At 75.3% G+C, this 20,152-nt stretch carries 17 protein-coding genes; 8 read left to right on the plus strand and 9 right to left on the minus strand.

Going from position 1 to position 20,152, the window contains the following annotated elements:
* The 5 genes from asnB to ACFY0X_RS10030 all read left to right on the plus strand — a co-directional run bounded on the left by asnB (position 1) and on the right by ACFY0X_RS10030 (position 5,806).
* Positions 1 to 1,836: an asparagine synthase (glutamine-hydrolyzing) gene (asnB, locus tag ACFY0X_RS10010; RefSeq protein WP_387751456.1), complete on the plus strand. Its 1,836-nt coding sequence runs from the start codon at positions 1 to 3 to the stop codon at positions 1,834 to 1,836.
* Positions 1,833 to 2,489 carry a flavin reductase gene (locus ACFY0X_RS10015; protein ID WP_387751459.1) on the plus strand — a complete coding sequence of 219 codons (657 nt, stop codon included), beginning with the start codon at positions 1,833 to 1,835 and terminating at the stop codon, positions 2,487 to 2,489. The genes asnB and ACFY0X_RS10015 overlap by 4 nt, the downstream gene beginning before the upstream one ends.
* Positions 2,486 to 3,985, plus strand: a complete 1,500-nt coding sequence (locus tag ACFY0X_RS10020) for a 4-hydroxyphenylacetate 3-hydroxylase family protein (RefSeq protein WP_387751462.1) — start codon at positions 2,486 to 2,488, stop codon at positions 3,983 to 3,985. Before ACFY0X_RS10015 ends, ACFY0X_RS10020 begins: the two co-directional genes overlap by 4 nt.
* Positions 3,982 to 4,824 (plus strand): class I SAM-dependent methyltransferase, encoded by an 843-nt coding sequence (locus ACFY0X_RS10025; RefSeq protein WP_387751465.1) that lies wholly within the window; start codon positions 3,982 to 3,984, stop codon positions 4,822 to 4,824. The genes ACFY0X_RS10020 and ACFY0X_RS10025 overlap by 4 nt, the downstream gene beginning before the upstream one ends.
* Positions 4,825 to 4,930: 106 nt before the next feature.
* The gene (locus ACFY0X_RS10030; RefSeq protein WP_387751468.1) at positions 4,931 to 5,806 is read left to right on the plus strand and encodes a helix-turn-helix transcriptional regulator; all 876 of its coding nucleotides are present in this window, start codon (positions 4,931 to 4,933) and stop codon (positions 5,804 to 5,806) included.
* A 9-nt stretch (positions 5,807 to 5,815) separates the two neighbouring features.
* Here ACFY0X_RS10030 and ACFY0X_RS10035 read toward each other — a convergent pair whose 3' ends face one another.
* Complete coding sequence (locus tag ACFY0X_RS10035; RefSeq protein ID WP_387751471.1) at positions 5,816 to 7,087, minus strand: MFS transporter; 1,272 nt, start codon at positions 7,085 to 7,087, stop codon at positions 5,816 to 5,818.
* 210 nt (positions 7,088 to 7,297) lie between these two features.
* On the minus strand, positions 7,298 to 8,197 hold the full coding sequence (locus ACFY0X_RS10040) for a LysR family transcriptional regulator ArgP (RefSeq protein ID WP_387751474.1): 900 nt from the start codon (positions 8,195 to 8,197) through the stop codon (positions 7,298 to 7,300).
* 69 nt (positions 8,198 to 8,266) lie between these two features.
* On the opposite strand from ACFY0X_RS10040, the gene ACFY0X_RS10045 reads away from it, so the two are divergent.
* The 3 genes from ACFY0X_RS10045 to ACFY0X_RS10055 all read left to right on the plus strand — a co-directional run bounded on the left by ACFY0X_RS10045 (position 8,267) and on the right by ACFY0X_RS10055 (position 13,186).
* Positions 8,267 to 8,890, plus strand: coding sequence for a LysE/ArgO family amino acid transporter (locus ACFY0X_RS10045; protein WP_387751477.1), 624 nt, complete (start codon positions 8,267 to 8,269; stop codon positions 8,888 to 8,890).
* Positions 8,891 to 9,298: 408 nt separating this feature from the next.
* Positions 9,299 to 10,276: a LuxR C-terminal-related transcriptional regulator gene (locus tag ACFY0X_RS10050; RefSeq protein ID WP_387751479.1), complete on the plus strand. Its 978-nt coding sequence runs from the start codon at positions 9,299 to 9,301 to the stop codon at positions 10,274 to 10,276.
* Between the two features lie 225 nt (positions 10,277 to 10,501).
* The gene (locus ACFY0X_RS10055) at positions 10,502 to 13,186 is read left to right on the plus strand and encodes a LuxR C-terminal-related transcriptional regulator (protein WP_387751482.1); all 2,685 of its coding nucleotides are present in this window, start codon (positions 10,502 to 10,504) and stop codon (positions 13,184 to 13,186) included.
* A 65-nt stretch (positions 13,187 to 13,251) separates the two neighbouring features.
* Here the strand turns inward: ACFY0X_RS10055 and ACFY0X_RS10060 are convergent, their stop codons facing one another.
* The 7 genes from ACFY0X_RS10060 to ACFY0X_RS10090 form a co-directional block, all read right to left on the minus strand.
* Entirely contained in the window at positions 13,252 to 14,187 is a 936-nt protein-coding gene (locus ACFY0X_RS10060; protein ID WP_387751485.1) for an aegerolysin family protein, read from the minus strand.
* A gap of 119 nt (positions 14,188 to 14,306) precedes the next feature.
* A complete protein-coding gene (locus ACFY0X_RS10065) occupies positions 14,307 to 14,636 on the minus strand; it encodes a hypothetical protein (RefSeq protein ID WP_387751488.1) in 330 nt (109 codons plus the stop codon).
* A 270-nt stretch (positions 14,637 to 14,906) separates the two neighbouring features.
* On the minus strand, positions 14,907 to 15,866 hold the full coding sequence (locus tag ACFY0X_RS10070; protein WP_387751490.1) for an aldo/keto reductase: 960 nt from the start codon (positions 15,864 to 15,866) through the stop codon (positions 14,907 to 14,909).
* Between the two features lie 3 nt (positions 15,867 to 15,869).
* Positions 15,870 to 16,952 carry a lysylphosphatidylglycerol synthase domain-containing protein gene (locus ACFY0X_RS10075; protein WP_387751493.1) on the minus strand — a complete coding sequence of 361 codons (1,083 nt, stop codon included), beginning with the start codon at positions 16,950 to 16,952 and terminating at the stop codon, positions 15,870 to 15,872.
* 5 nt (positions 16,953 to 16,957) lie between these two features.
* Positions 16,958 to 17,956, minus strand: coding sequence for a glycosyltransferase family 2 protein (locus tag ACFY0X_RS10080; protein ID WP_387751496.1), 999 nt, complete (start codon positions 17,954 to 17,956; stop codon positions 16,958 to 16,960).
* Positions 17,949 to 19,136, minus strand: a complete 1,188-nt coding sequence (locus tag ACFY0X_RS10085) for an endonuclease/exonuclease/phosphatase family protein (RefSeq protein ID WP_387751499.1) — start codon at positions 19,134 to 19,136, stop codon at positions 17,949 to 17,951. Before ACFY0X_RS10085 ends, ACFY0X_RS10080 begins: the two co-directional genes overlap by 8 nt.
* A complete protein-coding gene (locus tag ACFY0X_RS10090) occupies positions 19,130 to 20,143 on the minus strand; it encodes a decaprenyl-phosphate phosphoribosyltransferase (protein ID WP_387751502.1) in 1,014 nt (337 codons plus the stop codon). The genes ACFY0X_RS10085 and ACFY0X_RS10090 overlap by 7 nt, the downstream gene beginning before the upstream one ends.
* Positions 20,144 to 20,152: the final 9 nt, after the last annotated feature.

Genomic DNA, 20,152 nt, shown 5'->3' on the forward strand with positions numbered 1-20,152 from the left:
ATGTGCGGAATCACCGGTTGGATCGACTGGGACACCGACCTGCTCCACCAGGCCCGGACCGTCCGGGAGATGACCGCCACCCTGGCCTGCCGGGGCCCGGACGCCGACGGCGTCTGGCTCTCCCGGCACGCCGCCCTCGGCCACCGCCGGCTCTCCGTGATCGACCCGGACGGCGGCGCCCAGCCGCTCGCCGACCGCCCCGGGCCGGACGCCGCGGCCGTCCTCTCCTACAACGGCGAGCTGTACAACCACCGCGAGCTGCGCACCGAACTGGAGGCCCTCGGGCACGCCTTCAGGACCCGCTCGGATACCGAGGTGGTCCTGCGCGCCCACCTCCAGTGGGGGAAGGAGGCGCCGACCAGGTTCAACGGCATCTTCGCCTACGCCCTGTGGGACGCCCGGCGCGAGGAACTGCTGCTGGTCCGCGACCACCTCGGCGTCAAACCGCTCTACTGGCACGCCCACCGCGGCGGCCTGCTGTTCGGCTCCGAGCCGAAGGCCGTCCTCGCCAACCCGCTGTTCCGCGCCGAGCTGGATGCCGAGGGCGTCGCCGAACTGTTCGCGCTGCCCGCCGCGCCGAGCGCCGGCCACGGGATCTTCCGCGGCCTGCACGAGGTCCGGCCCGGCCACCTGGTGGTCGCCACCCGCGCCGCCACCCGCGAAGTCCGGTACTGGCGGCTGGAGTCCGCCGAGCACCGGGACGACGCCGCGACCACCCGGGCGACCGTCCGCGAGCTGCTCGCCGACGCCGTCGAGCGCCAGCTGGTCAGCGACGTGCCGCTGTGCACCCTGCTCTCCGGCGGCGTCGACTCCAGCGCCGTCACCGCCCTGGCCGCCGCCGCCCGCGAACGCGCCGGCCAGGGGAAGATCACCAGCTTCTCCGTCGACTTCCCCGGCAGCGCCGACCGCACCCCCGACGCCTGGCGGACCACCCTGGACGCCCCCTACGTGGCGGCCGCCGCCGAGCACATCGGCACCCTGCACACCACCGTCCTGGTGCCCGACGACGACCTGCTGGACGCCCGCGACGCCGTCCTGCGCGCCCGCGACCGCCCCGGCTGGGGCGAGATGGACGCCTCCCTGCACCTGCTCTTCCGCGAGGTCCGGCGGCGCTCCACCGTCGCCCTCTCCGGCGAGGCCGCGGACGAGATCTTCGGCGGCTACCCGTACTTCCACGACGCCGACGCGCTCGCCGCCCCGACCTTCCCGTGGCTGCACGGCAGGGCGACCCCGGCGGACCTGCTGCGCCCGGACGTCCGGGCCGAGGTGCGCCCCGAGGAGTACACCGCCGCCGCGTACCGGCGCTCGCTCGGCGAGGTGCCGCGCCTGCCCGGCGAGTCGGCCGCCGACGCGCGCACCCGCGAGGTCTTCCACCTCGCGCTCACCCGCTGGCTGCCCCCGCTGCTGGACCGGGTGGACCGGGTGTCGATGTCGGTCGGGCTGGAGGTACGGGTGCCGTTCTGCGACCACCGCCTGGTGGAGTACCTGTGGAACGTCCCGTGGGCGCTCAAGGCGCCGGACGGGCGGGCCAAGGGGCTGCTGCGCGACGCCGTCCGGGACCTCCTTCCGCCGCAGGTCGCCGACCGGCCCAAGAGCGGCTACCCGTCCACCCCGGCCGTCCGCTACGCCGAGGTGCTCACGAGCCGGGCACGGGACCTGCTGGCCGACCCGAACGCGCCGGTCTTCGAGCTGGTGGACCGTGGAGCGGTCCGCCGACTGCTCGCCGAGGGCCGTCCGCTGCCCAGCCCGCGCACCGCGCCGAACCCGGTCGGCGGCCTCGACCACCTGGTGCAGGTCGACGAGTGGCTGCGCGCCTACCGGGTGGGGCTGCGGTGAGCGGCGCCCTCACCCGGGCCGCCCAGCCCGCCGCCGAGACCTCCGCCGAGCCCACCGCGGGGCCCGCCGCTCAGCGCGCCGCCGAGCCCACCGCTCAGCCCGCCGCCCGGCCCGCCGCCGAGCACGTCACCGAGGAGGACTTCCGGGCCGCCTCCCGGGGCTGGACCAGCGGGGTCGCGGTGGTCACCACCCGCGCGGGCGAGGAGGTCTTCGCCAAGACGGTCTCCTCCTTCAGCACCCTCTCCCTCGACCCGCCGCTGGTCACCGTCGCGGTCGGCCGGCACAGCCCGCTGGTCGCGGCCGCCCGGACCGCCGGACGATTCGCCCTGTCCGTCCTGACGGACCGCCAGGAACCGGTCGCCCGGCGGTTCGCCACCCCCGGAGCCGGCCGCGCGCTCGGTGACTTCACCGCCGCGGGCGCCTTCGCCGCCGTGCCGACGAGGACCGCCGCCACCGGCGCCCCGCTCGTCGAGTCCGCCCTCGCCTGGTTCGACTGCCGGCTGCACGCCGCCCTGCCCGGCGGCGACCACACCATCCTGGTCGGCCTGGTCGCCGCCGCGGACCACGGCGCCGGCGCACCCCTGCTCTACCACGACGCCCGGTACCGCGTACTGGCCCCGACACCCCTGAATCCCACCGGAGTTGGCGCATGACACTGTTGGACACCGCCCCCGGTCGCGGCGCGCCCGCCACCGCCCGAGGCCTGCTCACCGGCGACCGCTACCGGGCCGAACTCGACGACGGGCGCGAGCTCTACCTCGACGGCCGGCGGATCACCGACCCCGCCGGACACCCCGCGTTCCGCCCGGCCGTGGACGAGCTGGCCCGCCTGCTCGACCTCCAGCACCACCCCGACCACCGCGACCTGCTCACCTGGCAGGACCCGGACAGCGGCCTGCGCCTCGCCCGCGCCTACCAGCCCCCGCGCACCCTCGACGAGCTCCGGCTCCAGCGCCGCAGCGCCGAGTTCTGGCACGCCGAGGCGCTCGGACAGCAGGGCCGCTCGCCCGCCTTCATGGCCTCCATCGCCGTCGGCGTCTACGACTTCCGGCACCGGCTGGCCGCCGCCGACCCGCGCTTCGGCGCCAACGCCGAAGCCTGGTACCGCCACTGCGCCACCAACGACCTCGTCCTCTCGCACGCCCTCGGCGACCCGCAGATCGACCGCTCCGCCGACCCGGTCGACGACCCGGACCTCGCCCTGCGGGTCATCGAGGAGAACGACCGGGGCATCGTGGTGCGCGGCGCCAAGCAGCTCACCACCCTCGCCCCGCTCGCCCACGAGGTGCTGGTCTACCTCTCGGCCTCCTTCACCGAGGGCCGCGGCGAGCAGTTCGTGAGCTGGTTCGCCCTGCCGCTGAACACGCCCGGGCTGGTCACGCTCGCCCGCGAGCCGCTCGGCGGCGCCCCCTGGGGCCACGCCCATCCGCTCGGCGCGCGGTACGACGAGCAGGACGCGATGCTCTTCTTCGACGACGTCCTGGTGCCCTGGGACCGCGTCTTCCTGCTGCGCGACGCCGGCCTCGCCCGGCTCGGCCTCGGCCGGATCAACGCCTGGAGCGCCTACGTCGGCCACATCCGCTACCGCGAGCGGCTGCGCACCCTGCTCGCCACCGCCACCCTCGTCGCCGAGTCGATCGGGGTGGACGGCTTCCGCAACATCCAGGAGGACCTCGGCCGCCTCGCCGGCTACGCCGAGCTGACCGAGTACTTCCTGGACGCCGCCGAGGCCCGCGGCGGCCCCACCGACGGCGGCCTGTTCGCCCCCGGCGACACCGCCGCCTCCCGGGTCTGGTCCGCCGAGGTGGCCGGCAGCGCCGTCGAGATCGTCCGCCGGATCGGCGCCTCCGGGCTGCTCATCCAGCCCACCGCCGCCGACCTCGCCCACCCCCGGCTGCGCCCGCACCTGGACCGCTACATGCGCGGGCGCGGCATCGACGCCGAGCGCAAGTCCCGGCTGTTCCGGATCGCCTGGGAGCTCACCGGCGACGGCTTCGGCCAGCGCCAGGACCTCTACGAGTACGTCCACCGGGGCGACCTGACCCGCAACCGGATCAACATCTTCAAGCGGTACGACCAGAGCGGCGCCCGTGAGCGCCTGCTCCAGCTGGTCGACCGGCCCGCAGGCACCGAGGAGGACCAGAAGTGAGCCCGTCCGCCGTCGAGATCCAGGCCCGCACCCTCGCCGGGTACGCCGACGCCAGCCGACTGCGCCAGGTCCAGGACCGCGACTGGGTGCTCGACCGGATCACCGGCACCCCCGAGTCCCTGATCGACCTGGGCAGCGGGATCGGCCAGCTGCTGCAGGCCGCGCTGGAACGGTTCCCCACCCTGCGGCGCGCCGTCGGCCTGGAACGCTCCGAACACCGCCTCGCCGAGGCCGCCGACCGGCTGCGCCCGTACGGCGACCGCGTCGCCCTGCACCGGGCCGACCTCACCGCGCCCGAGCCGCTGCCGTTCCGGGCCGAGGTGATCACCCAGACCTCGGTGCTGCACTGGCTCCACCCGGACGAGGAGCGCGTCTTCGCCTGGGCCGCCGCCCACCTCACCCCCGACGGCAGCTTCCTGCTCACCACCTACCACCCCGCCCGGGACGAGCACGGCCTCGGCGGCGAGGACGAGCTGGTCCGCGACGCCCTGGTCGCCCTCGGCACCCCCCACCAGGAGGTGCCCGCGGTGTTCGCGCGCCACGGGGTGCTGCCGATCGCGACCCGCACCAGGACCGCCGAGGACCTCGCGGCGGTGATCGGCCCGCACCTCCGGGTGGCCGGGCGGCTGGAGCGCGACGCCGTCGTCACCATCGACAGCGCCGAGCAGTACGAGCACTTCCACGCCGCCACCTTCGGCGACTACTACAGCCGCCTGGTGCCGGAGGAGCGGCGGGCCGCGTTCTTCCGCGCCGTGGGCGAGAGCGCCTGGCGCCGGCAGCGCGAGCGGGGACACGTCAGCAGCATGCCCGTCCTGCTCTGGACGCTCACCCCTCGTTAACAGCGTGTGTAGCCCGCCGCTCATCCCTGGGACGGGCGGCGGGCCGCGCCTTACGCTGGGGTTCGTCACGAACCCGCACCACCGGACCTGGCCGAGGAGCCCCACCGTGTCAACTCCCCCCACCGGACGGGAACTCGGCGCCTTCCTGCGCGCCCACCGCGAACTCCTCAAGCCTGCCGACGTCGGCCTCACCGCCACCACCCGCCGCCGCACCCCCGGGCTGCGCCGCGAGGAGGTCGCCTCCCTCTCCGGCGTCGGCCTCGCCTGGTACACCTGGATCGAGCAGGGCAGGGTCGCCGCCTCCCGGCAGGTGCTGGAGGCGATCGCCCGGGTGCTGAAGCTGGACGACGCCGGCCTGCGGCACGCCCTGCGCCTGGCCGGCTTCCACGAGCCGGCGCCGGACGCCGGCCCGGAGGGCACCGACCGCATCACCGGGGCCATCCAGCACGTCCTGGACTCCTGGCCCACCAGCCCGGCCGTCCTGCTGGACCGCCACTTCGACCTGCGCGGCTGGAACGCGGCGTGGGCGGCGCTGTGGGGCTCGCCCGAGTTCGTGCCCGCCGACCGGCGCAACCTGATGTGGGTGATGGCCGCCGACCGCCGGGTCCGCGCGGTGCTGCGGGACTGGGAACCGCTCGCGATGAACGTCTTCCAGCACTTCCGGGCCCAGGCGGGCGCCGCTCTGGCCGAGGCCCGCACCGGTGAGGTCTACCGGCACCTGGACGAGGACGCGCCGGAGCTCCGCCACTGGTGGGGGTGCCACTCGGTGGCGGAGCTGACCGTCCGCACCGTCACGGTCGAGCCGGCCGGGCTCGGCCCCGTCCGGATGGCCCTGTCCTCCTTCCACCCGGTGGACGACCCCTCGGCGACGGTGCTGCTGTTCACCCCGAGCGGCGCCGCCGACCGGGCGCGGATGGCCGAACTCGTCGAGCACCCGTTGCGCGCGGTCGGCGACGCGGAGGGGGAGCGCCGGGTCGGCTGAGCCCGGACCTCAGGCCTTCCGTCCGGCGGCCCGGCGCAGCCCCAGGCTGACCGCCAGGGCGCCGAGCGCGGCCGGCAGCGCGAGCCCCGCGCCGATCACCAGAATGCCGTCCGCGACGTCGTCGAAGGTGCCCACCGCCCAGGCGCCGACCCCGGTGCCCGCGTACATGGTCGAGGTCAGCCACGCGCTGGAGGTCGCGCGCAGCTCCGGGGCGATGGTGCCCGCGAGCGTCTGCTGGTCCGTCACGAAGCCGCCCGAGGCCACGAACCACACCGTCACCCCGGCCAGGGCGAGCACCAGGCCCGGCCCCTCGGCCGCCACCGCGACGCCCACCGCCAGCAGGACGCCCCACAGCGGCAGCAGCGGCAGGTCGGAGCGGCCGGCGGTCCTGGCCCGGTCGCCGAGCCGCCCGCCGAGCAGCGAGCCGGCCACGCTGCCCGCGCCGACCAGCACGCCCACCAGGCCGAGCGCCTGCACCGACAGGTCGAAGCGCTGCACCAGCAGCGCGCCGAGGAAGGTGTAGGCGCCCAGGTTGGCGGTGTTGAAGACGGTGTTGACCAGCAGGGCGCGGCGCAGCGTGGGATCGGCCCAGCCCGCCAGGATCGCCCGGACGGCGCCCACCCGCGGCGCGGCCGCCTGTTGCGCCTGCTCCTCCGTACGGCCCCGGACCTGGCGCAGCAGCAGCGGCACGGCCGCGGCGGTGCCGACGGCCAGCGCCCAGAACGCCGAGCGCCAGCCGGCCAGCCCGGCCAGGAAGCCACCGAGCGGCACACCGATCACCTGGCCGCAGGAGAACAGGGCCATGCCGAGGCCCAGTGCGCGCCCGCGCACCGCCTCCGGCGCGCTCTCGGCGATGTGCGCCCAGATGGCCGGCCCGGCCGCGGCCGCCGCCAGCCCGGCCACCGCGCGGGAGACCACCAGCAGGGTCAGCCCGGTGGACAGGGCCGCCGCCGCGTTCGACAGGACGAACAGCAGGGTGCCCGCGACCAGCGTCCGGCGGCGGCCCAGACGGTCGCTCAGCAGCCCGAGGAAGGGCGCCGCGACGGCGTACACCAGCACGTAGGCGGTGACGCTGGAGGCGGCGGCGGCCTCACTGGTGCGGACCGAGTCCGCGATGGTCGGCAGCAGGGGCGAGACCAGGAAGGTCTCGGTGCCGAACAGGAACAGCAGGAGGAACACCCCGGCGTAGCGCCACCGGTCGAAGGCCCGCGCCGACGCGGGCAGTTGGGGGACGTCCTCGGCCTCGTCGGAGGGCCGGGGCGGGTCGGAGATGCTGCTCACGGCGAAGTACCGCCTTCTCGTACGGGGGCGCGGCCGGGCCCTCGGACGGCAGGCGGAAGCGGCCGCGCGACGGCTGACAGAGGTCCGATGCGGCCATCCTGCGGACCGGTGGGACGCCCAGCCAGACAGGCGGTGATCCTGTGAGTCCAGCTCACAGGCTGGGCGCCGCACTCCGTGCGCCCGCTCCGCCGCCCAGGCCCTCCCGCGCCGTCAACCGGCCCGCAGGGCCTCCGCGGCGGCCGTCGCGACCACCTCCGCGACGGTGGACAGGGCGGGCGAGTCCAGCTTCCACTGCTGCCAGTACAGCGGGACGTCCATGGGCCGACCGGGTGCCAGCTCCACCAGTCGGCCGGAGCGCAGCAGCGGTTCGGCCTGCGGTTCGGGTACCAGGCCCCAGCCGAGACCGGCGGCCACCGCGTCCCGGAACCCGTCCGAGGCGGGCACCATGTGGCGGATCCGGCCGGCGCCGGACCGCCCCCGGGTGAGGGAGCGGACGAACGCGTCCTGGAGCTCGTCGCGCCGGTCGAAGACCACGGTGGGTGCCTCGCACAGGTCCTCGGCCACGTCGCCGGTGAGCCGGCGGGCGGCGAACTCCGGGGTGGCCACGGCCAGGTAGCGGGCCAGGCCGAGCCGCCGCACGGTGCAGCCGGCCACCGGGTCGGGCGAGGAGGTGACGGCCGCCATCACCTGGCCCTCGCGCAGCAGGGCGGTGGTGTGGGCCTCGTCCTCCCGGTGCAGCTCGAAGCAGATCGGCGGGTCCTGCGGCACCCGGGTGAGCGCGGGCAGGAACCACGTGGCGAGGGAGTCGGCGTTGACCGCGATCGGCACCCGGGCCGGGCCCTGCTCGGCCGCCAGGCCCAGTTCGGCGCGGGCGTCCCGCTCCAGGCGGGCCAGCTGGCGGGCGAACCGGACCACCACCTCGCCGGAATCGGTCAGCCGTACCGGCTTGGTGCGCATCAGCAGCACCCGCCCGGTGCGCTGTTCCAGGGCCTTGACGCGCTGGCTGACGGCGGAGGGGGTCACGTGCAGGGCGGTGGCCGCGGCGTCGAAGGTGCCTTCGTCGACCACCGCGAGCAGGGTCCGGACCTGGTCCAGGGGGAGTTCGTCCATAAGTGGGGCTAAGGATACGTAAAAATTCTTAGCTGTACTCATGGCCGGGCGATCCCTACGGTCGGAGCCATGAACAGCAGCACCATCGCGGCCGTGGTCGCCGGTTTCGGCACCGGGCTCTCCCTCATCGTGGCCATCGGGGCCCAGAACGCCTTCGTCCTGCGCCAGGGCGCCCGCCGGCAGGCCGTCCTGGCCGTGGTCGCCATCTGCGCGCTCTCCGACGCGGTCCTGATCACCCTCGGCGTGACCGGGGTGGGCGCGGTGGTCACGGCCTGGCCGACGGCGCTGACCGCGGTGGGCCTGGCGGGCGGGGCCTTCCTGCTCTGCTACGGCGTCCTGGCGGCCCGGCGGGTGCTGCGCCCGGACCCGGCCGCCGCGCTCACCGAGGGCGGGCCGGGGGCGGGCTCCGTCCGGCGGGCGGTCCTCACCTGCCTGGCGATGACCTGGCTGAACCCGCACGTCTACCTCGACACCGTGGTCCTGCTGGGCTCGCTCGCCTCCCACCGCGGCGACCTGCGCTGGGCCTTCGGCGCGGGCGCGGCGCTGGCCAGCCTGGGCTGGTTCGCCGCCCTCGGCTTCGGCGCCCGGCTGCTGAGCGGCGTGCTGTCCCGGCCGAAGGCCTGGCGGGTGCTGGACGGAGTGGTCGCGGCGACCATGCTGGCCATGGGCGGGATGCTGGTCGCCGGGGCCTGAGGGTCGTTCCGTCGTTCCGCGGGGGGCGGAGGGTCGTGAACGAGGGGGGCGTGGCGTGATGCGGCGGCGCCCGATGCGGGATTGCGGTTCAACGGGCACGCCGCGGAGGGAATTCCGGCGAGCGGTGTCGGCGGGTGCCGTCCGAATGCCGGGGAAAAGCGACCGGATGACGCCGCGGACGGATTTCGTCGCCGCCCCGACCCGGCCCGCGACGGGCACGGCGGGGAGCCGGCGCCGTTCGGGCGGCGCGGGCGCCGGGCCGGCCCGGCGGGGAACGGACCGCGACTGAACGGAGCCCGGCCCGGGGATGGCCGGACGGCGGGCATCCGAGGAAACTTGGTCTAGACCTGATCGGCGAGCTGGCTTAGCCTCCCTGAAGAATCGGGCGGGATCAGGCGGGGGAACGCTGTGCTTGAAGTTCTGGGCATCGAACCATCGGCCGAGGCGGTGTACCGGCTGCTCGTCGACGAGCCGGGATTCCGGATCGGCGACATGGCCGAGCGGCTGGGGTGGAGCGAGGAGCGGGTGCGCTCCGCGTTGAACCAGCTCGCCGAGCTCGACCTGGTGAACCTGGAGGACGGCTGCCTGGACGCGGTGCCGTTCAACCCGGACATCGGCTTCGGGTTCCTGCTCTCGCGCGCCACCGCCGACCTCAGCCGCCGACAGCGGCAGATCGAGTCCGCCGAGCAGGCCGTGACCGCGCTGAGCGCCCGGTTCAACGCCAACCGGCCGTCCCGGCACGAGATCATCCACCGGCTGGAGGGGCTGGACGTGGTCCGCAAGCGCCTGGAGGACCTGGCCTCCACCGCCGAGCGCGAGTGCCTCTCGCTGCTGCCCGGCGGCGCCCAGCTGCCGGACACCATGGACGCCAGCGAACCGCTGGACCGGCAGGCGCTGGAACGCGGGGTGCGGATCAGGAGCGTCTACCAGGAGAGCTTCCGCAACGACCCGCCGACGCTGGAGTACGTCCGCTGGTTCACCCGGCTCGGCGGCGAGGCCCGCACGGTGCCCCTGCTGCCGATGCTCCTGGTGGTGGTGGACCGGGAGACGGCGCTGGTGCCGATCGACCCGCAGGACGGCCGCGCCGGCGCGCTGGAGGTCCGCACCCCGGGGGTGGTGACCGCGCTGGCCCTGCTGTTCGAGCAGTTCTGGGCGGCGGGCACGCCGTTCGGCCAGGACCCGCCCCGCAACGAGCACGACCTGACGCCCCAGGAACGGGAGTTGCTGCTCCTGCTGAGCATCGGCTGCACCGACGAGGCGGCCTCGCGGCGGCTCGGGCTGTCGCTGCGCACGGTGCGCCGGATGAGCTCCCAGCTGATGAACCGGCTGGGCGCGCGCAGCCGCTTCGAGGCGGGGGTGCGCGCGGCGAAGGAGGGCTGGCTCTGACCCGGCCGGTGAATTCCGGTGCTCGGTCGGCGCGGGCGGAAAGTTCGTGGGTGAAACGTGATAACAGCGGCGAGATCAGGCTCCGCCACGCGCGTGATCGCGCCGTTTTCCGTGCGGCGAGTCGGTTCGTGCCGTAACCGGGTGAGGATCCGACGAGGGGAGACGGTCACGGTATTCCGGTGGCGGACATTCCTGTGGTGAACAGGAAGAAGGGGATGGGATCAGATGCTCCTGGAGCGCGACGAGGTGCTGGCGGCGGCCGCGGCGGCCGCGGCCGCCGCGCGGGCGGGCAGCGGACGCTGGGTCCTGCTCTCGGCGCCGGTGGCGGGCATGGGGCGCAGCGCCGCCCTGGAGGCGATCGTCCGGCAGCAGGCGGACGGCGACGCGATGCGGGTGGGCCGCGCGCGCGGTGTGCCGGAGGAGACGGCGTTCCCGTTCGGGCTCGTCCGGCAGCTCTTCGCGGACGACGAGGCCGTCCCCTTCTCGGCGCCGGCCGGGCCGGACGAACAGCGGCTGTTCCACCGGCTGACGACACGGCTGACCCGCTCGGCCGCCGAACGGCCGACGCTGCTCGCGGTGGACGACCTCCACCACGCCGACGAGCCGTCCCGGCGCTGGATCGGCTACCTCGCCCGCCGGATCGGCGGGATCCCCGTCCTGCTGGTGGCCACCGAGCGCGCCGACCCGTGCGGTCCGGCCCCCTTCCCGGGCCCCACGGGCGTGTCCGTCGCCCTCCGCCCCCTCAGCGCGTCCGCGGTCGCCCGGATCGCCCGGGCCGCCGGCCTGGACCAGGGGTCCACCGTGACCTGCGTCGAGGCGAGTGCCGGAAACCCGGCCCTGGTACGGGCCCTCGCCGCCGACCTCGGCGACGGACGGATCCCCCGCCGACCGTCCGCCCGGTCCCGCAGCCGCTACCGCGACACGATCGCCGACTGGCTGAGGGGGGCCGATCCGTGCTTACGCCACGCCTGCCTCGCGCTCGCCGCCGCGGCCGAGGAGGGGATGCCGGCCGGCCCCGGCCTGCTCCACCGGCTCTCCGGCCGCCGCCCGTCGTGGCGTTCCCCGGGCGAGCGGCCGGTGCGTCGCCTGAGCAGACTGCTGAGCCACCCCCTCGCGCGGCAGGCCGTCCTCGCCGCCGCGGAGCCGGAGGAGATCGCCGCACTGCGCGCCCGCATCGCGGAACTGCTCGACGAGAGCGGTGCGCCCGCGAGGGCGGTGGCCGCCCGGCTCCTGCGGGTGGACCGGCCCGGCGAGGTGTGGATGGCCCGTTCGCTGGCCGAGGCCGCCGAGGAGGCGATGCGCGCCGGCCACGTCGCGGAGTCCGCCGCGTACCTGCGCCACGCCCTGAGCGGCCCGCTCGACCCGGATCGGCGCGCCGCCCTCACCATGCGCCTCGGCGCGCTGGAACTCCCGAGCAACGCGACCGCCGGCATCCGCAGGCTCCACACCGGACTGGACCTGCACACCGATCTCCGGGACCGGGCGACCGCGGCGACCGCCCTCAGCGCGGCCCTCGTCGCCGGCCGGGACCCGGACACCGCCCTGCGGATCCTCCACCAGGCCGGCCGGGGCGCCACCGACGACGAGCTCGTCCAGGTGTTGCAGACCCTCGGCGCGTTGGTCTCCTCGCACGACGGCGACGCGTGGCGCGGCGCCGTCGCGGGCCTGCGCGCGCTCGCCCCCACGGCAGCCCCGGCCATCGAGCCGCTGGTGTGCGGACTGATCACCGAGTACGAAGCCGGAGCCGGCCTCTGCTCGGCGGCCGAGGCGCTCGCCCGGGTCCGGCCGCGGCTGGCGGCGCCGGTGGACCCGCGGCTGCGGACCGCCTGGCTGGGCAGCGCGGCCACCCTGTTGCAGTGGGCGGACCGCCTGGCGGAGGCGCGCGAGCTGACCGGCCTCTGCCTGCCCGCCCCGCCCGTCCCGCCGGATCTGACGGACGCGGGCCTCCAGAGCCTGCTCAGCGTCCGGGCCGAAGCGACGCTCTGGGCGGGCGAGTTCGAGCGGGTCGTCGCCGAGAACGCGCCCCTGGTGGAGGCGACCGCCGGGCGGGGCGTCCGGCTGCCGCACCTGGCGGCCATGGTGGCGACCGCCCGGTGCGAGACCGGGCGGCGCGCCGGGGCGTGGCAGGCCGTGGACCTCGCCGGCCCCTGCGGCAGCGACAGTTCCTGGGAGTGGAACGAACTCAGCCACGCCCGGGCCCTGTTGCACGCGGCGGACGGCGACTGGCAGGCGGCGCTCGACGACCACCTGCGCTGCGGAGCCGGCCAGAGCGCCCGTGACTTCGTCAGCCCGGTCGCCACGCCGTGGCGTTCCGGGGCGGCGCTCGCCCTGGTGCGGCTCGGGCGGCGGGAGGAGGCCCGGGAACTCGCCGAGGAGGAGCTGCGCCACGCCCGGACCTGGGGGACCGCGCGAGCCGTCGGCCGGGCGCTGGGGGCCTTCGCCGCGACCGTCGGCGGCCGAGTGGCCCTGGGGGCGCTGACGGAGGGCGCCGAGCTGCTCAGGCCGGCTTGCGCGCCGGTGGAACTCGTGGAGGTCCTGGTCGACCTGGGCCGGGCCCGGATCGGGGCGGGCAACGCCCGCAAGGGCCGCGACACGCTGCGCGAGGCGCACGCCGTGGCGCTGCGGCTGGCCGGGCCCGCCGCGGAGAACGGGGCGCCGGCCACCGGCCGACTGCTCGACCTGACGGCGCGGGCGCTGCGCGAGGGCGGGGTGCGCAACCGGAGCGCCGGGCACGAACTGACCCCCGCCGAGCGGCGGGTGGCCGAACTGGCGGCGGCGGGGCACACCAACGCCCAGATCTCCGACGCGCTCTTCCTCACCCGCCGCACCGTGGAGACGCACCTCACCAACGCCTACCGCAAGCTGCGGATCGCCCGGCGGACCCAACTGGTCGCGGTGCTGGGGCAGTAGGAGCACGCCGCTCCGCCCGGGTGCGGATGAACCCGGGCGGAGCGGCTCAGGTCAGGCCGGCGCGATCAGGACTTCGACAGGGTGAAGGAGACCGCGGCGTTGTCGCCACCGCCGCCCTGCCAGGTGCACTTGTACCCCCAGGGGGCGTCGCAGCTGTAGCTGTTGCTGCCCGTGTAGGGGTTGTTCCAGTGCACCTTCACCTTGCCCTGCTCGCCGAGGACGTCGAAGGTGACGTCGCCCTCGGTGCCGGTCATGAAGCCGTCCGACTCGCTCTCCCACTTCGCGGTGACGCCGGACTGGATCATGGACGGCGGCATCCCGTTGTCGGACCAGATCCCCCACTGCAGGCTCGCGCCGGAACGGGTGAGCAGCTTGCCCGAGTTGTTGGTGAAGTTGACGGAGGTGCTGCGGGCGGCACTGGTGAGGGCGGGGGCCTCCGCAGCGGCCGGGGACGCGGCGGCGAACGAGGCGCGCCCGATGGAGAACGAGACCGAGGTGTTGTCCCCGCTGCCGCCGCTGCGGGAACAGGTGTAGCCGTACGGGACGGTGCAGCTGTAGTCGTTGGAGCCCCAGTAGGGGTTGTTCCAGTGCAGCTTGACCTCGCCGCCGTCGGAGAGCGTGTAGGTGATGCTCCCCTCCGTCCCGGTCGCGAACCCGCAGGACTCGCTCTGCCAGGTGGCGGACTTCGAGTTGGGGACGTAGTCGGGCGGCAGCATGTCGTTCGTCCAGCAGCCGTGGTCGAGCTTCTCCCAGGTCTTGGTCAGGCCGGACCCGCTGTTGTTGGAGACGGTGACCTTCGTGGAACGGTCCGCGGTGATCCGCGGCACGCTCGCCGCCTCGCTCTCGGCGGCCGGGCGCTGCGCCGCGGAGGCCTGGGGCGCGGCCGGTGCGGCGGCCTGCGCGGACGGGGCGAGGGAGACCGCTCCGGCCGCCATCAGCAGGGCGGTGAGGGCACCGGCGGCCGTGCGGCCCAGGGCGGTGGTGGACGTCGTACGCTGCATGGGGTGACCAACTCTCTTCGTGGCGGGGCGAGCGGATGCGGCACGCTCGCCGTGGTCGGATCCGGGGGCGTCGCGGCGCGGGGCCGGCGGCGGGGGACTCGCTGGACGTGGCCGGGGACCTACTGGATGTAGAGCTCCCACCGGTACGCGCCGTCGACCCAGACCTGCTCGATCTTCTGCTTGACGGCGCTCCCGAGGCCGTACAGCACCCAGTACGCGGCCTCCGCCGCGACGTACGTGTCGTACCGGCCGGCCCACCGCCAGATGTCGATGGCCTGCGCCGAGGTGCCCTCCTGGAGGGCGGTCGGCGCGTCGGCGGGCGCCACGGCGGCGTGCGGCCGGGCGGGGGCGGCCGAAGAGGCGGCGGCGTACGCCTGGGCGGTGCCGCCGACGAGGACCGCGGCGGCGAGGGCGGCGCAGAGCGAGGCCGCGCGAATTCGCCTGTTCATGACAAATATTCCCTTCTGGACGTTCCACGCGACAGCCGGTCACCCGTGGCGGATCGGCCCGCCCCGGCTGCGGGGTGCGGTGGTGGTCACAGACTGGCAGCGACTGCCGCATCCGGGCATCGTGGAAAACCGCGAACTTGGCGCGGTGCGCGTCCCAGGGGTGTGCGTCCCGGAAGTGCGCGTTCCCCAAGTGCGCGCGCGTCCCAGGGCTACCGGGGCCTGTCCCGCACGACAGGCCCCGGCGGCTGGGCGGAGCGCGGACCGGGTCGCTCAGGCCGCGGTGTCCAGCCGCCGGCGCTGCTCCTCGTCGAGGACGAGGTCCAACGCGCCCAGGCTCTCCTCCAGTTGGGCGACGGAGCTGGCGCCGACGACCGGGACGGTCGGCACGGGGTGGCCGATCAGCCAGGCCAGCACGACCTGGTTGACGGTGGCGCCGGTCTCCTCGGCCACCTCCGCCAGCGCGGCCAGCCGGGCCTTCGTCGACGGCTGCTCGTACTGCTCGCGCAGCGGGCGGTCGGGACGGCAGTACGAGCCGCCGAGCAGCGGGGAGTAGGCGAGCAGCGTCATCGACGGCCGCGGCGCGAGGTACGAGAGCAGGGCGTCGTCGGCGTGCTTCTGGATGCCGAAGTCCGCGTCGGGCCGCGGCCGCAGGTAGCTGTGGCGCTGCTGGACGCACCGGTAGCCGGGCCAACCCCGCTCGGCGGCGAGGTCGTTGGCGGCGGCCAGTTCGGCGGCGCCGTGGTTGCTGCAGCCGAGGGCGGTGACCTTGCCGTCGGCGACCAGCCCGGCGAAGGCGCCCATGGTCTCCTCGACCGGCGTGGCCGGGTCGGTGACGTGGGCGTAGTAGAGGTCCACCCGGTCGGTGCCGAGCCGGCGCAGGCTGCCCTCGGCGGCCTCGCGCACGGCGCGGGCGGACAGGCCCTCGATGTGCTCGGGGAAGGGCAGTCCGGGCACCGGGCGGGCGCCGACCTTGGTGGCGAGCACCAGGTCGTCGCGGTTGCCGCGGCGGGCCGTCCAGCGGCCGAGCAGCTCCTCGCTCTCGTGGCCGTCGGCGCCGGGCGCCCAGAAGGCGTAGTTGTTCGAGGTGTCGATGAACGTCCCGCCGGCTTCGGTGAACCGGTCGAGGATCGCCGTCGCGGTCTCCTCGTCGACGGTGGTGCCGAAGGTCATCGCGCCGAGACAGAGCGCGCTGGCCGACTTTCCGTCAACTCCGAGGCTGCGGTACCGCATCAGTCATCCCTCCAGGGGGTCGTCGGTGGTGTCGCCGGTCGCGGCCGGGGGTGTGCCCCGCCGGGACCGGGTCACCAGAATCATTACCCCGGCGGTGCCCAGTTCGGCCAATGTGCAGACCAGCCGGGAGACGATCGCGGCGGCGCCCGCCGTCGGGACCGGGACGACCGTCGACAGCGACAGCACCAGGACCATCTCCCGGGCGCCCAGGCCGTCCGGGAGGACGATCGTCAGCGTCCCGGCGACGGTGGCGAGCGCGAAGCCGCCGACGCAGGCCGACAGCGAGCGGGCGGGCGGCCCGTCCAGGGCGACCACGATCAGCCACAGGTGCAGCCCGGCCGAGAACCAGGACAGCAGCGCCAGGGCGAGCGAGACCCGCACCGCGCGGGGCGAGTTGCGTCCGGTCGGCGGCGGTCGGCGGAACAGCCGGGCGCCGCGCTCCACCGACGCGCCGATCAGCCCCGGGCGGACCACGAAGCAGAGCAGGACGAGCACCGGCAGGGCCAGCCACCAGGTGTTCCCGCCGAGCACGGCGGGGGCGATGCCGAGCGCGGCGAGGCAGGCGGTCAGCATGGTGATGCCCAGGCTGACCACGTAGGTGGTGACCATCCGTCCGGCCGTGGCCCCGTACTCGGCGCCGAGCTGGATGTGCGCCAGCAGCCCGAAGACCGGGGTCGGGAGGAACTTGCCGAGCAGCCCGCAGAAGAAGATCCGGGCGCTGCCGAACAGCCCGACGGGCGGCCCCAGGTCGTCGAGGACGGCCCGCCAGGACAGCAGGCCGAGCAGCAGCCCGCCGACGTTCGTCAGCACGGACAGCGCCAGCAGGGCCAGGAAGCGCCCGTCCGCCATCCTGGTCACCAGGCTCCAGGCGTCGTTGCGGGCCACCGCGACCAGGCCCGCGACGCCGGCCAGCAGCAGGACGGCGGTCAGCAGGCGGTGCCGCGCCCTGGGCTGCCCCGCCGCCGTGCCCACGGCCGTCGCGCCGTCCGCCGTCCCGCCGCCCGTCGCCGCAGCGCCGTCCGCCGCCGCATCGCCGGCCGGTGCGGCGCCCACCGCCGGCGCCGCGGCCGGACGCCCCCCGGACACGCCGGTCATGACGCCCGGTGCCGCGGCCGCCGGAAGCCGCGCTCGGTGAGCGCCCGCACCGCGCCCCGGGCGACGCCCGCCACCAGCGCGGTGTGCAGCAGGAAGTGGTAGCCGACGAAGACCGGGTAGTACCGCAGCCCCTGGTCCCGCACCACGAACCGGGCCAACCCGGGGTCCGCCACCGCGAACCAGGCCACCCCCAGCGCCGGGAGGACGGCCGCCCGGGGCGTCAGGAGCAGCAGCGGCAGGCTCCCCCAGGTGGCGGCGGTGGCCAGCACGCCCGGCATCCGGTTGGCCTTGAGCGCCCCCGGGCTGAACCGGTGGGCGCCGGCGAACGCCACCAGCAGCTGCGAGCGCCGGTACTGCTCGCCGAGCAGCGCGCCCAGCCGGTCCACGTCGTCGTGCCGGCCGGTGATCCGCTCGGTCAGCAGGATCGGGTGCTTCGCCGACAGCCGCTCGCTGTACTCGACGTCCTCCGACTCCCGCAGGGTCTCGTCCAGCGGGCCGATCTCCTCGAACACCGTCCGCCGGATCGCGCACATGGCGAAGAAGACGGTGCGGACCCGGCCGGTGGCCCGCCGGCGCCACCAGTACTCGTGCAGGACGCGGTAGCGCTCGACCGGCCCGTCGTCGAACAGCGCCCGCTTGCCGACCACCCCGTGGACGCAGCCGAGGTCGGGCTGTTCCTCCAGCAGGGCCACCGCGTTCCCGACCGCGTCCGGGTCCAGCGCGATGTCGGAGTCCAGGAAGAACAGGATCTCGCCGGTGCTCTCGGCCGCGCCCCGGTTGCGGGCGACGGACACCCCGCCGTTGCGCTGGGTGATCAGCCGGACCGGGTAGCGCCGGACGATCTCCGGGGAGCGGTCCGAGCTGCCGTCGTCGACGACCAGCACCTCGTGCACGGGATAGGTCTGCGCCAGCGCGGACTCGACGACCGCCGCGATGGTCTTCTCGTAGTTGTAGTTGGGGATGATCACCGACACCGTGGGTCGTGCGTCAGCCATGCGTGCCTCCCGATGCCGGCCCGGAGATCCAGGCGTCCTGGCGGAGATGGTCGGATGTGCCCTCGGGGCTGCTCAGCGCGTAGCGGTGGGTCCGGGCACCGTGCGCGGTGAACGCCCAGTCGAAGCGCCACCAGTCGTGCCAGCTGCCGGCGTCCCAGGACGTCGGCAGGACCGTGTCGCCCGCGTCCGCGGCGTCCTGGGCGAGGCCGCGCAGCACGTTGAGGTCGCCCATGCCGGCGTTGGTGTTGAAGTCGCCGGCGATGAACAGCGGGTTGGGGTTGTCCCGGACGTCCCGGAGCAGCCCGTCGAACTGCTGCCGGCGCTCCCGCTGCCGGCGGTGCACGTCGGCCGGGAAGTCCCGCGGGGGCATCCCGTAGGCGACCGGCACGAGCATGTGGACGTTGTAGAAGGAGACCACCGACCCGTTCACCGCGAGGTCGGTGCGCAGCACCTTGGCCCCGGCGAAGACCCGCGACCAGTCGCCCTCCCCGCTCGCCCGCAGCTCCCGGTCCGGGCCGACCGGCGGCTGCGCCACCACCGGGAAGCGGGAGAGCGTCACCAACTCGCCCCGGATCACGAGCTGGTAGCCGGGGAACTCGCGCCTCAGCCGGGCGGTGTCGTCCACCTCGCGGGCGCCGTCCGCGCCGGCCGAGTCGTCCCAGTGCAGGTACTCCTGGAGCAGGTAGACGTCGGCGTCCTGCGCCCTGAGGTAGGCGTAGAACCGGTCCGGGTCGACGTCGGAGCCCCAGTACTCGGTGTTCTGCGCGACGACGTGGACCGCGCCGGGCGGTACGGTCCGGTCGGCCGTCGCCGCGGCCAGGGTCAGCCCGGACTGGTCCAGTCCCACGGCGAGCGAGAGCGCGCCCATGGCGGCCGGCCAGCGCACCCGGCTGGGGCTGCGGCGCAGCCGGACGGCCAGCGCGGCCAGCAGCACCAGCAGCGGGACGCCGAGCAGCACCGGCGGGGGCGCGGAGCCGGGGACGACCCAGAACCAGGCCCGGCCGGTCAGCGCCTCCTGGAGCGCGCAGAACAGCAGCCACGCCGCGCTCGCCCCGGTCAGCAGCCGGACCGGCCAGGTGGCGGCCCGGTCGGCGAGGAACCAGGAGCGCCGGGGCCGGGGGAGGAGGCGGCGGCCGGGCCCGGGGAGCGCGGAGCGGCCGGGCCCGGGGAGCGTCACCACGACTGCACCACCAGCAGGAGGCCGAAGCCGGCCAGCCACAGCCCGCCGACCGCGAGCATGGTCCGGTCCGTGAAGAGCGTCCGGGTGGGTTCGCCGCCGCCCTCGCTGACCAGCAGGATCTGCAGGTAGCGGGCGATCGCGAAGACCGCCAGCGGGGTGGAGAGCAGGATCCGCAGCTGGCGCATGCCGCCGGCCGCGGCGTCGCTCTGCAGGAAGGACACGTAGGCGAGCACGGTCACCGACGCGGCGAAGGTGACCATGCTGTTCAGGAACGGGACGGAGTAGGCGCGCAGGGCCGGCCGGTGCAGCTCGGAGGGCCCGCCCTGGACCGACGTCAGTTCGTGCCGGCGTTTGCCGAAGCCCAGCAGGATGCAGACCGAGAAGACGCAGAGCAGGAACCACGAGGAGATCGAGACCGACGCCGCCATGGCGCCGGCGCAGACCCGCAGCACGAAGCCGGTGGCGATGACGAAGACGTCGACCACCGAGACGTGCTTGAGGACGAAGCTGTACAGGATGTTGGTGACCGCGTAGACGAGCACGGGGACCGCGGCGGCCCCCGCGGTCGCCGATCCGGCCAGCAGGGCGAGGTAGAGGACGGCGCCGAGCACGACGGCGGCCGGGACCGGCACGGCCCCGGAGGCGATCGGGCGGTGGCGCTTGACCGGGTGGCGGCGGTCCCGCTCCCGGTCGGCGAGGTCGTTGACGACGTAGGTGGCCGAGGAGGCGAGGACGAACAGCACCAGGACGGGCAGCGCGCCGACGACCGCCGGCCACGGCGAGGTGCCGGACTCCAGCAGCGGCAGCACCAGGACGACCGCGTTCTTCGCCCACTGGTGCGGTCGGACCAGCCGGACCAGGCCGCGCACCAGCGCGCCGCGTCCGGGCTTCCGGGGTGACGCGCCGGGCCCGTCGGGCGGTTCGGCGGTCGGGGGGCCGGTGTCCCCGTCGGGCGGATGGACCGGCGGGCCGACCAGGCCCTCGCGGTACTCGCTCGCAGTACTCACTTCCGTTCC

This window comes from Kitasatospora sp. NPDC001547 (assembly GCF_042894165.1).
Lineage (GTDB): Bacteria > Actinomycetota > Actinomycetes > Streptomycetales > Streptomycetaceae > Kitasatospora.

Bases quoted from the DNA above. Each gene is read 5' to 3' on its own strand.
- asnB (WP_387751456.1), top strand. From the start codon at position 1: ATGTGCGGAATCACCGGTTGGATCGACTGGGACACCGACCTGCTCCAC.
- ACFY0X_RS10065 (WP_387751488.1), bottom strand. From the start codon at position 14,636: ATGAACAGGCGAATTCGCGCGGCCTCGCTCTGCGCCGCCCTCGCCGCC.
- ACFY0X_RS10020 (WP_387751462.1), top strand. From the start codon at position 2,486: ATGACACTGTTGGACACCGCCCCCGGTCGCGGCGCGCCCGCCACCGCC.
- ACFY0X_RS10060 (WP_387751485.1), bottom strand. From the start codon at position 14,187: ATGCAGCGTACGACGTCCACCACCGCCCTGGGCCGCACGGCCGCCGGT.
- ACFY0X_RS10040 (WP_387751474.1), bottom strand. From the start codon at position 8,197: ATGGACGAACTCCCCCTGGACCAGGTCCGGACCCTGCTCGCGGTGGTC.
- ACFY0X_RS10070 (WP_387751490.1), bottom strand. From the start codon at position 15,866: ATGCGGTACCGCAGCCTCGGAGTTGACGGAAAGTCGGCCAGCGCGCTC.
- ACFY0X_RS10080 (WP_387751496.1), bottom strand. From the start codon at position 17,956: ATGGCTGACGCACGACCCACGGTGTCGGTGATCATCCCCAACTACAAC.
- ACFY0X_RS10055 (WP_387751482.1), top strand. From the start codon at position 10,502: ATGCTCCTGGAGCGCGACGAGGTGCTGGCGGCGGCCGCGGCGGCCGCG.
- ACFY0X_RS10045 (WP_387751477.1), top strand. From the start codon at position 8,267: ATGAACAGCAGCACCATCGCGGCCGTGGTCGCCGGTTTCGGCACCGGG.